Here is a 9,971-nt window from a genome sequence, read left to right on the forward strand (position 1 = left end):
AGGAATAAAAAAATGACGCAAACTGCTTTTGTTTTTCCAGGCCAGGGGTCACAAACCGTTGGCATGTTGGCCGATTTGGCCGCACAGTTTCCCATTGTGGAACAAACTTTTAGCGACGCTTCTGCGGCTTTGGGTTACGATCTGTGGCAGTTGGTACAGACCGGCCCGGCAGAAGAGCTGAATAAAACCTGGCAGACACAGCCAGCGTTGTTGGCGGCCTCCGTTGCCATCTTCCGTGTCTGGCAACAGCAGGGCGGTAACATGCCTGTGATGATGGCCGGCCACAGCCTGGGTGAATACTCGGCGCTGGTGTGTGCCGGTGTGCTGGATTTTGCTGCGGCTATCCGTTTGGTAGAGCTGCGTGGCAAACTGATGCAGGAAGCGGTACCGGAAGGTACCGGTGCCATGTACGCCATCATCGGTCTGGATAATGACTCGATTGCCAAAGCCTGTGAGGAGTCAGCTCAAGGCCAGGTAGTTTCACCGGTGAACTTCAACTCTCCGGGGCAGGTCGTTATCGCGGGCAACAAAGAAGCGGTTGAGCGTGCAGGTGCAGCTTGCAAGGCGGCGGGAGCCAAACGTGCACTGCCGTTGCCGGTGAGCGTGCCTTCGCACTGCGCACTGATGAAGCCGGCTGCCGATAAGCTGGCTGTAGCGCTGCAAGACATCACCTTCAATGCGCCGTTAGTACCGGTAGTCAATAACGTTGATGTACGCGCAGAAATCGCGCCAGAAGCCATCCGCAGTGCGTTGGTTCGCCAACTGTACAGCCCGGTGCGCTGGACGGAAAGCGTAGAATTTATGGCGGCAGAGGGTGTGACTCTGCTGTTGGAAGTGGGCCCAGGCAAAGTGCTGACCGGCCTGACCAAACGCATTGTCGACACTTTGACGGCGGCAGCGGTTAACGATACTGCCAGCCTGTCTGCGGCGTTGGAACAGTAAAAGAGGATAACCATGAGCTTCGAAGGGAAAATTGTCCTGGTCACCGGCGCAAGCCGCGGTATTGGCCGGGCTATTGCAGAGTTGTTTGTTGCACGTGGCGCCAAGGTTATCGGCACTGCTACCAGCGAGAGCGGTGCTGAAGCCATCAGCAGCTATCTGGGTGAGAAAGGCAAAGGCTATATGCTGAACGTGGTTGATGCTCAATCTATCGACAACGTTTTGACCTCGATTCGCGCAGAATTTGGCGAAATCGACATTTTAGTGAATAATGCCGGGATTACGCGTGATAACCTGCTGATGCGAATGAAGGATGATGAGTGGCAGGATATCCTGGACACTAATCTGACTTCCGTATTCCGTCTGTCAAAAGCGGTAATGCGAGCTATGATGAAAAAGCGGTTTGGCCGTATCATCTCTATCGGTTCCGTTGTTGGCACCATGGGGAATGCAGGGCAGGCTAACTACGCGGCGGCTAAAGCCGGTCTGATTGGTTTTAGTAAGTCTTTGGCACGTGAGATCGCTTCACGTGGCATTACGGTCAACGTCGTGGCTCCTGGCTTTATTGAGACGGACATGACACGGGCGTTGACAGAAGATCAACGCGCAGGCATTTTGACTCAGGTTCCGGCTAGCCGGCTTGGGGAAGCTAAAGAAATCGCCAGCGCTGTTGCATTTTTAGCCTCTGACGAGGCCAGCTACATCACCGGTGAAACGTTACATGTCAATGGCGGCATGTATATGATTTAAAAAATGCGAAAACTATTTGCGTTATTTGAGGTAAAAACCGCAAAATAGCGTAAAATCGTGGTTTGACCAGCCGGGATTTAGTTGCATCTTTTTCAACATTTTATACACTACGAAAACCATCGCGAAAGCGAGTTTTGATAGGAAATTTAAGAGTATGAGCACTATCGAAGAACGCGTTAAGAAAATCATTGTTGAGCAACTGGGTGTTAAGCAGGAAGAAGTATTGAACAACGCTTCTTTCGTTGAAGACCTGGGCGCTGATTCTCTTGACACCGTTGAGCTGGTAATGGCTCTGGAAGAAGAATTCGACACCGAAATTCCAGACGAAGAAGCTGAGAAAATCACTACTGTGCAAGCAGCTATTGATTTCATCAACGCTAGCCAGCAGTAAGCGAACATATCTAGGCGGTCACTCGACCGCCTAAGTTTTTTCTATCCCTAGCGTCATATTTTCCCTCCTTGGAGGACAAACGTGTCTAAGCGTCGAGTAGTTGTGACCGGACTGGGCATGTTGTCTCCTGTCGGCAATACGGTAGAGTCCACATGGAATGCTCTTCTTGCCGGTCAGAGTGGCATCAGCCTGATCGACCATTTCGATACTACTGCCTATGCAACGCGCTTTGCTGGCTTGGTAAAGAATTTTAACTGTGAAGATTTCATCTCGCGCAAAGATGCGCGCAAGATGGATGCCTTCATTCAATACGGCATCGTCGCCGGCATGCAAGCCATGCAGGATGCGGGGCTGGATATCAACGAGGCGAACGCCAATCGTATTGGTGCCGCTATCGGCTCCGGTATCGGCGGCCTGGGGTTGATTGAAGAAAACCATAGCTCACTGGTTAACGGTGGCCCACGGAAAATCAGTCCGTTCTTTGTGCCTTCGACCATTGTGAACATGATTGCCGGTCACCTGACCATTATGTATGGCATGCGTGGCCCAAGTATTTCCATCGCTACTGCCTGTACCTCAGGTGTCCATAACATTGGCCATGCCGCACGTATCATTGCTTACAATGATGCCGATGTGATGCTGGCCGGTGGTGCAGAAAAAGCCAGTACCCCTCTGGGTGTCGGCGGCTTTGGGGCAGCTCGTGCGCTCTCAACCCGTAATGACAACCCACAGGCCGCAAGCCGCCCCTGGGATAAAGACCGTGATGGTTTTGTCCTGGGCGATGGTGCGGGGATGATGGTGCTGGAAGAGTACGAACACGCAAAACAACGCGGTGCGAAAATTTACGCCGAAATTGTCGGGTTTGGTATGAGCAGCGATGCCTACCACATGACATCGCCACCGGAAAACGGTGCCGGTGCCGCCTTGGCGATGGAAAACGCACTGCGTGATGCAGGTGTGACAACGTCACAGATTGGCTATATCAACGCGCATGGCACCTCGACGCCGGCCGGTGATAAAGCCGAAACCCAAGCGGTGAAATCCGTATTTGGTAGCGATGCCAACCGGGTAATGGTCAGCTCCACTAAATCGATGACCGGTCACCTGCTGGGTGCCGCTGGGGCGATTGAGTCGATCTTTACCGTGTTGGCTCTGCGCGATCAGGCGGTTCCACCTACCATCAATCTGGATAATCCGGATGAAGGTTGCGATCTGGACTTCGTACCACACGAAGCGCGTCAGACTAAAGATATGGAGTTCACGCTGTGTAACTCCTTCGGCTTCGGTGGCACCAACGGCTCGCTGATTTTCCGTCGGGTATAGTTCTAGCCAACTCAAGCTGATAAAGGCCCGGTGCACTCTGACCGGGCTTTTTTTATGGTGCCAGGCCGTCTATCGTAGTATGTGCCTGATATGCTGTCGTAGTGAAACCACAGTGAGGAAACGCATGTACTGGATAAATGGACAACAACATGACGCCCTGGCAGCCAGCGATCGCGGTTTGCAGTTTGGCGATGGCTGCTTTACCACCTCCAGGGTGGTGGATGGCAACATCGATCTCTTCCCCTGGCATCTTGAACGCATGCAGCAGGCGGCGCAGAGGTTGCTACTGCCTGCTGTGGACTGGGCTGCATTGGAACTTGAGATGCGCCATGCGGCTAGTTCTCTCCCCCATGGCGTGGTCAAAGCGATACTGACCAGAGGCAGTGGTGGACGAGGTTACAGCCCGCACGGTTGCGCTGCACCTACACGGATCGTTTCACGCAGCACCTATCCCACGCATTACCTGTCATGGCGTGAAGAAGGGATCAGCCTGGCGCTCAGCCCGGTTGCGCTGGCACGTAACCCACTGCTGGCTGGCTTGAAACACCTTAACCGCCTGGAGCAGGTGTTGATCCGCGCACATCTTGACCAGGCCGATGCCCATGAGGCGCTGGTGCTTGACACTGCGGGTATGCTGGTGGAATGCTGTGCGGCTAATTTGTTCTGGCGCAAAGGAAAAAGCGTCTTTACGCCAAATCTGGATCAGGCGGGTGTCGCTGGTGTGATGCGCCGCCGCGTGATTGAACTTCTGGCGGGCAGCGAGTATCTACTGCATTACGTCAGTGAACCGCTAGAGACGCTGGCCGATGCGGAGGAAGTGCTGATATGCAACGCGCTGATGCCGTTGCTGCCGGTGAATAGGGCACAATCATGGCGCTACCCTTCGCGCCAACTGTATGATTTTTTGCGACCACACTGTTAATGATGGCTGATTGATGAAGAGAAAAAAGCTCAAGATTGTTGTACTGCTGCTACTCCTGGTGTTGGCTTCGCTGTATTGGGGGCATCAGAGGATTGAACGCTTTGCCGATACTCCGCTGGCGATTGGGCAGGAAACCTACTTCAAACTGCCTGTAGGCACTGGCCGTGTGGCACTGGAAGGGCTGCTGGTGCGCGACAAGTTGATCCACAATGGCCGCTGGTTCCCGTGGTTACTGCGCCTGGAGCCGGAACTGGCCGAATTCAAGGCTGGCACCTACCGTTTAACCCCGGGGATGACGGTACGCCAGATGCTGAAACTGTTGGCGAGCGGCAAAGAGGCCCAGTTCAGCGCGCGCTTTATCGAAGGTTCGCGTCTGAAAGATTGGCTGCAGGTGCTGCAAGAGTCTAAATATGTCAAACATACCCTGACAGGTAAAAGCGAGGCGGAAATCGCCAAGGCGCTGGGGCTGCCGGAGGGGGGCGTGCTGGAAGGTCGTTTGTATCCAGATACCTATCTCTATACGGCAGGAACCACCGATCAGGCATTGTTAAAGCGTTCGCAGCTGCGGATGTATAAGGCATTGCAGGACGTCTGGCATGCGCGAGACACCAGCTTGCCCTACAAAACGCCGGAAGAGTTGCTGACGATGGCTTCAATCATTGAGAAAGAGACTGCGGTAGCGGAAGAGCGAACCAAGGTCGCTTCAGTGTTTATCAATCGCCTGCGTCTGGGTATGCGTTTGCAAACCGATCCTACGGTGATCTACGGCATGGGCGACAGTTATACCGGTAACATCACCCGTAAGGATCTGGAGACGGCAACGCCCTATAACACCTATGTGATCAGTGGCCTGCCGCCAACGCCGATCGCCATGCCAAGCCGTGCTTCACTGGAAGCTGCTGCCAATCCGGCTAAAACCGATTATTTGTACTTTGTTGCCGACGGTAAGGGTGGCCATACGTTCACCACCAACCTGGCCAGCCATAATGCGGCTGTACGTGCCTATCGGCAGGTACAAAAGGAAAAGAATGAAAAGTAACTTTATAGTGATTGAAGGGTTGGAAGGCGCGGGTAAAACTACCGCGCGCAATACCGTGGTCAGCGTGCTTAACGAGCAGGGTATTAACGACATTGTATTTACCCGTGAACCGGGCGGTACGCCATTGGCGGAGAAGTTGCGCGAGCTGTTTAAATGCGGCGCAGAGGGCGATTTGCCAACCATCAAGGCGGAACTGCTGATGATTTATGCCGCGCGGGTACAACTGGTTGAAACCGTGATCCAGCCAGCGTTGGCGCGGGGAACCTGGGTGGTTGGCGATCGTCACGACCTTTCCGCGCAAGCCTATCAGGGCGGGGGCCGGGGAATCGATCCACATTTGATGAGTTCGCTGCGTGATACGGTATTGGGTGACTTCCGGCCCGACCTGACCCTGTATCTCGACTTACCGCCGTCGGTGGGCCTGCAAAGAGCGCGCGCGCGCGGAGAGTTGGATCGTATAGAGCAAGAAGCGCTGCCGTTCTTTGAACGTACCCGTGCGCGCTATCTTGAACTGGCGGCGCAGGATGCGAGCATCGTTACCATAGATGCGGCACAAACGCTGGAACAGGTCACCGCCGATATTCGCCAGGTGGTCTTACAGTGGCTGCAACAGCAGGAAGTGGCGTAATGAACTGGTACCCGTGGCTTAACGCTCCCTATCGTCATTTGGTGGGGCAGTATGCGGCTGGGCGTGGCCATCACGCATTACTGCTGCATGCGGCGGTGGGCAACGGCGATGCTGAGCTACTCTATGCCCTTAGCCGTTGGCTGATCTGCCAAAAGCGCAATGGTGAAAAGAGCTGCGGTGAGTGTCACAGCTGCCGGTTGATGCTGGCAGGCAACCACCCAGACTACCACGTACTGGCCCCGGAAAAGGGCAAAAGCAGCCTGGGTATCGAACCAATCCGCCAAGTGATTGAGATCCTCTATTCCCATGCTCAGCAAGGGGGAGCTAAGGTAGTGTGGCTGTCGCAGGCAGAGCTGTTGACCGAGGCCGCCGCCAACGCCTTGCTGAAAACCCTGGAAGAGCCTCCGGCCAATACCTACTTCCTGCTAGGTTGCCGTGAGCCCTCAAGCCTGCTGGCGACGCTGCGTAGCCGCTGTTTCTACTGGCATCTGGCCAGCCCGGATGAGCAGCTTAGCCTGCAATGGCTGAACCGCCAGGGCGCGGGCAATCCGATCGATCGCCTGACCGCATTACGCTTGCATGACGGTGCTCCACTCGCTGCCGAACAGTTGCTGCAACCAAATCGCTGGCAACAGCGGGCCGCACTGTGCAACGCCTTGAGCGCTGCTCTGCCGCAGTGCGATATGTTGGCCCTGTTGCCGGCACTGAACCATGACGACGTGGCGGACCGGCTACACTGGCTGTGCGCGTTGCTGATGGATGCGATGAAATACCAGCAGGGAGCCGCGAGCTATGCTCTGAATCAGGATCAACTGCCGTTGGTCCAGCAGTTGGCCAGCCGTTTGAGCAGCGTTTCGCTCCAGAAAATCATGCAGCAGTGGCTTAACTGCCGCCATCAGTTACTCAGCGTGGTTGGCGTTAATCGCGAGCTGTTGCTGACAGAACAGTTACTAGGTTGGGAGCAGATGCTCGGCGCTACCGGTTACTCATCCCCTCATTCGTTGTAAAAGAGTTAATTATCATGTTATTAGTAGATTCTCACTGCCATCTCGACAGCCTGGATTTTGCCACCTTGCACCACAGCGTGGACGATGCCCTGGTCAAAGCCAAAGCGCAGGATGTGGGTTTTGTGCTGGCGGTTGCCACCACGTTGCCGGGTTACCAGGCGATGACTCAACTGATCGGTCAACGTAACGATGTCGCGTTCTCCTGTGGCGTTCATCCGTTGAATCTGGAGGGGGGCTACGATTATGCCGAACTGCGCAGTCTGGCAGCGGCTGAACAGGTGGTTGCCCTGGGGGAGACCGGGCTGGATTACTTCTATCAGCAAGACAATATCCCGTTGCAGCAAGAGTCGTTCCGCCAACATATTCGTATTGGCCGGGATCTCAACAAGCCGGTGATTGTGCATACGCGTGATGCGCGTGACGATACGTTGGCCATTCTGCGTGAAGAAAACGCACAGGATTGCGGCGGCGTGCTGCATTGTTTTACCGAAGATTTGCCAACGGCGAAAGCCTTGCTCGATCTGGGGTTCTATATCTCGTTCTCCGGCATTGTCACTTTCCGTAACGCCGAGCCGCTGCGCGAGGTGGCCCGCTATGTGCCATTGGATCGCATGCTGGTGGAAACCGACTCGCCATACCTGGCGCCAGTTCCCCATCGTGGTAAAGAAAACCAACCTGCCTATGTGCGTGACGTCGCGGAATACCTGGCCGTATTGAAGGGCGTTAGCCTGGAAAACCTGGCGCAAGCGACCACCAGCAACTTTTCACGTTTGTTTCACATCGAACTCTGATCCTTCGTCTAGGCTTAGCGAACCGCTGGCGATAATCTAATTCTTTTTAAGCTCGTAATTAATCCTCGAAACGGGTAATGTTCCCACCCGTTTCAGGGGAGCTGCCGGGCGAATTTTCATCTTTCTTCACAAAAAGTAGACGATTTTTGAAAAATGGCCGGTCAGATTCATCGAAACGTGACTGCCATCAAACATTGTTCAGGGTATTTATTTTACTCTGCGTAAAAATTAAAGGGGTGCTCAGACACCCTGAAAATGCAGGGGTTTTCTCTCCCCCCTCTGCAACGCGAAAATTCGCGAGAAGTAGCAAAGCACTATTACTCAGGAGCACACTCAACTATGTTCAAGAACGCATTTGCCAACCTGCAAAAAGTAGGTAAATCGCTGATGCTGCCGGTTTCCGTATTGCCTATCGCAGGTATCCTGCTGGGCGTCGGTTCCGCCAACTTTAGCTGGCTACCGCTGGTAGTCTCTCACGTGATGGCGGAAGCCGGCGGTTCCGTATTCGCCAATATGCCGTTGATCTTCGCTATCGGTGTTGCCCTGGGCTTCACTAACAACGACGGCGTTTCTGCACTGGCTGCGGTAGTGGCTTATGGCATCATGGTGAAAACCATGGCCGTGGTTGCACCGCTGGTGCTGCATTTGCCAGCCGAAGAGATTGCGGCGAAACACCTGGCGGATACCGGTGTGCTCGGGGGGATTATCTCCGGTGCCATTGCTGCCTACATGTTTAACCGTTTCTTCCGCATTCAGTTGCCAGAATACCTGGGCTTCTTTGCCGGTAAGCGTTTTGTGCCGATCATCTCTGGTCTGGCCGCTATCATTCTGGGTGTGATCCTCTCCTTCATCTGGCCGCCAATCGGTACGGCTATCCAGACCTTCTCACAATGGGCGGCTTATCAGAACCCAGTGGTCGCGTTTGGTATCTACGGTTTTGTTGAGCGTGCTCTGGTACCGTTTGGTCTGCACCACATTTGGAACGTACCTTTCCAGATGCAGATCGGCGAATACACCAATGCCGCTGGTCAAGTGTTCCACGGCGACATTCCGCGTTACATGGCGGGTGACCCAACAGCAGGTATGCTGTCTGGTGGCTTCCTGTTTAAAATGTATGGCCTGCCTGCTGCAGCGATTGCGATCTGGCACTCTGCCAAGCCGGAAAACCGTGCCAAAGTCGGCGGTATCATGATCTCCGCTGCGCTGACCTCGTTCCTGACCGGTATTACCGAGCCGATCGAGTTCGCCTTCATGTTCGTTGCGCCGATCCTGTACGTCATCCATGCGATCCTGGCCGGTCTGGCGTTCCCAATCTGTATTCTGTTGGGTATGCGTGACGGTACCAGCTTCTCACACGGTCTGATCGACTTCATCGTCCTGAGTGGCAACAGCAGCAAAATCTGGCTGTTCCCAATCGTTGGTGTCATCTACGGTCTGGTGTACTACACCATCTTCCGCGTGCTGATTGCCAAGCTGGATCTGAAAACCCCTGGCCGTGAAGACAATGCTTCCGAGCAGGTGGCTCAGGGTGGTTCTGAAATGTCTGCTGCGCTGGTTCAGGCATTCGGCGGTAAAGAGAACATCACCAACCTGGATGCCTGTATTACCCGTCTGCGCGTTAGCGTGGCCGACGTATCCAAGGTTGACCAGGCTGGTCTGAAAAAACTGGGTGCTGCCGGTGTGGTTGTGGCTGGCTCAGGCGTTCAGGCGATCTTTGGTACTAAATCCGACAACCTGAAAACCGATATGGATGAATACATCCGTAACCACTGATTCAGGTAGGGGAGTTAATGGGGAGGCTTAGGCCTCCCTTTTTTTATGGGTTGATTAACAACATGGGGAGGGGCGCTCATGGATCTCTGCTCAAACAACCAACAGGCGGGGCAAGCCCCGCCGTTGGGTTGCCTTACCTTGCGGATTCGTAAGCCATCATGGCTGCAACCTCCGTTTCTCCGCTACGAATGCGGATCTCACAGAGTCTTTTCCTGGTCATCCAGGTAAACACCAGTACGGTGATACAGAGAATAACCAGGGCCATTACGACTAACTTTTGCGGCATGATAGCCTCCTTGTCCTTGCCTTTCGGCTGTCTCTTATACACATCTGACGCTGCCGACGATGCCAACTAAAAAAGTGGGGGTGTGGGGGGGGGGGGGGGGGGGGGGGGGGGGGGGGGGGGGG

11 protein-coding genes are annotated in these 9,971 nt (G+C 54.4%); 10 read left to right on the plus strand and 1 reads right to left on the minus strand.

Annotated elements, in window-relative coordinates; translation table 11 throughout:
• The first annotated feature begins 12 nt into the window (after positions 1-12).
• The 10 genes from fabD (at position 13) to ptsG (ending at position 9,563) form a co-directional block, all read left to right on the plus strand.
• Positions 13-942: an ACP S-malonyltransferase gene (gene fabD, locus JHD74_RS16945; protein ID WP_199063141.1), complete on the plus strand. Its 930-nt coding sequence runs from the start codon at positions 13-15 to the stop codon at positions 940-942.
• A 12-nt stretch (positions 943-954) separates the two neighbouring features.
• Positions 955-1,689 carry a 3-oxoacyl-ACP reductase FabG gene (gene fabG, locus JHD74_RS16950; protein WP_199063142.1) on the plus strand — a complete coding sequence of 245 codons (735 nt, stop codon included), beginning with the start codon at positions 955-957 and terminating at the stop codon, positions 1,687-1,689.
• A gap of 154 nt (positions 1,690-1,843) precedes the next feature.
• Entirely contained in the window at positions 1,844-2,080 is a 237-nt protein-coding gene (acpP, locus tag JHD74_RS16955; RefSeq protein WP_004719003.1) for an acyl carrier protein, read from the plus strand.
• An 81-nt stretch (positions 2,081-2,161) separates the two neighbouring features.
• Positions 2,162-3,403 carry a beta-ketoacyl-ACP synthase II gene (fabF, locus tag JHD74_RS16960; RefSeq protein ID WP_024485943.1) on the plus strand — a complete coding sequence of 414 codons (1,242 nt, stop codon included), beginning with the start codon at positions 2,162-2,164 and terminating at the stop codon, positions 3,401-3,403.
• A gap of 124 nt (positions 3,404-3,527) precedes the next feature.
• A complete protein-coding gene (pabC, locus tag JHD74_RS16965; protein ID WP_024528546.1) occupies positions 3,528-4,325 on the plus strand; it encodes an aminodeoxychorismate lyase in 798 nt (265 codons plus the stop codon).
• Between the two features lie 13 nt (positions 4,326-4,338).
• On the plus strand, positions 4,339-5,364 hold the full coding sequence (gene mltG, locus JHD74_RS16970; RefSeq protein ID WP_024528547.1) for an endolytic transglycosylase MltG: 1,026 nt from the start codon (positions 4,339-4,341) through the stop codon (positions 5,362-5,364).
• The gene (gene tmk / locus JHD74_RS16975; protein WP_024528548.1) at positions 5,354-5,992 is read left to right on the plus strand and encodes a dTMP kinase; all 639 of its coding nucleotides are present in this window, start codon (positions 5,354-5,356) and stop codon (positions 5,990-5,992) included. The genes mltG and tmk overlap by 11 nt, the downstream gene beginning before the upstream one ends.
• On the plus strand, positions 5,992-6,999 hold the full coding sequence (gene holB / locus JHD74_RS16980; RefSeq protein WP_074031322.1) for a DNA polymerase III subunit delta': 1,008 nt from the start codon (positions 5,992-5,994) through the stop codon (positions 6,997-6,999). The genes tmk and holB overlap by 1 nt, the downstream gene beginning before the upstream one ends.
• Before the next feature lie 14 nt (positions 7,000-7,013).
• On the plus strand, positions 7,014-7,790 hold the full coding sequence (locus JHD74_RS16985) for a metal-dependent hydrolase (RefSeq protein ID WP_074031323.1): 777 nt from the start codon (positions 7,014-7,016) through the stop codon (positions 7,788-7,790).
• 339 nt (positions 7,791-8,129) lie between these two features.
• Positions 8,130-9,563, plus strand: a complete 1,434-nt coding sequence (gene ptsG / locus JHD74_RS16990; RefSeq protein ID WP_199063143.1) for a PTS glucose transporter subunit IIBC — start codon at positions 8,130-8,132, stop codon at positions 9,561-9,563.
• Between the two features lie 133 nt (positions 9,564-9,696).
• On the opposite strand, the gene JHD74_RS16995 is transcribed toward ptsG, so the two are convergent.
• Positions 9,697-9,849: a type I toxin-antitoxin system Hok family toxin gene (locus JHD74_RS16995; protein WP_021178298.1), complete on the minus strand. Its 153-nt coding sequence runs from the start codon at positions 9,847-9,849 to the stop codon at positions 9,697-9,699.
• Between the last annotated feature and the right edge of the window lie 122 nt (positions 9,850-9,971).

It is taken from the genome of Serratia sp. ASV30, assembly GCF_016428815.1.
Taxonomy (GTDB): Bacteria; Pseudomonadota; Gammaproteobacteria; order Enterobacterales; family Enterobacteriaceae; genus Chania; species Chania fonticola_C.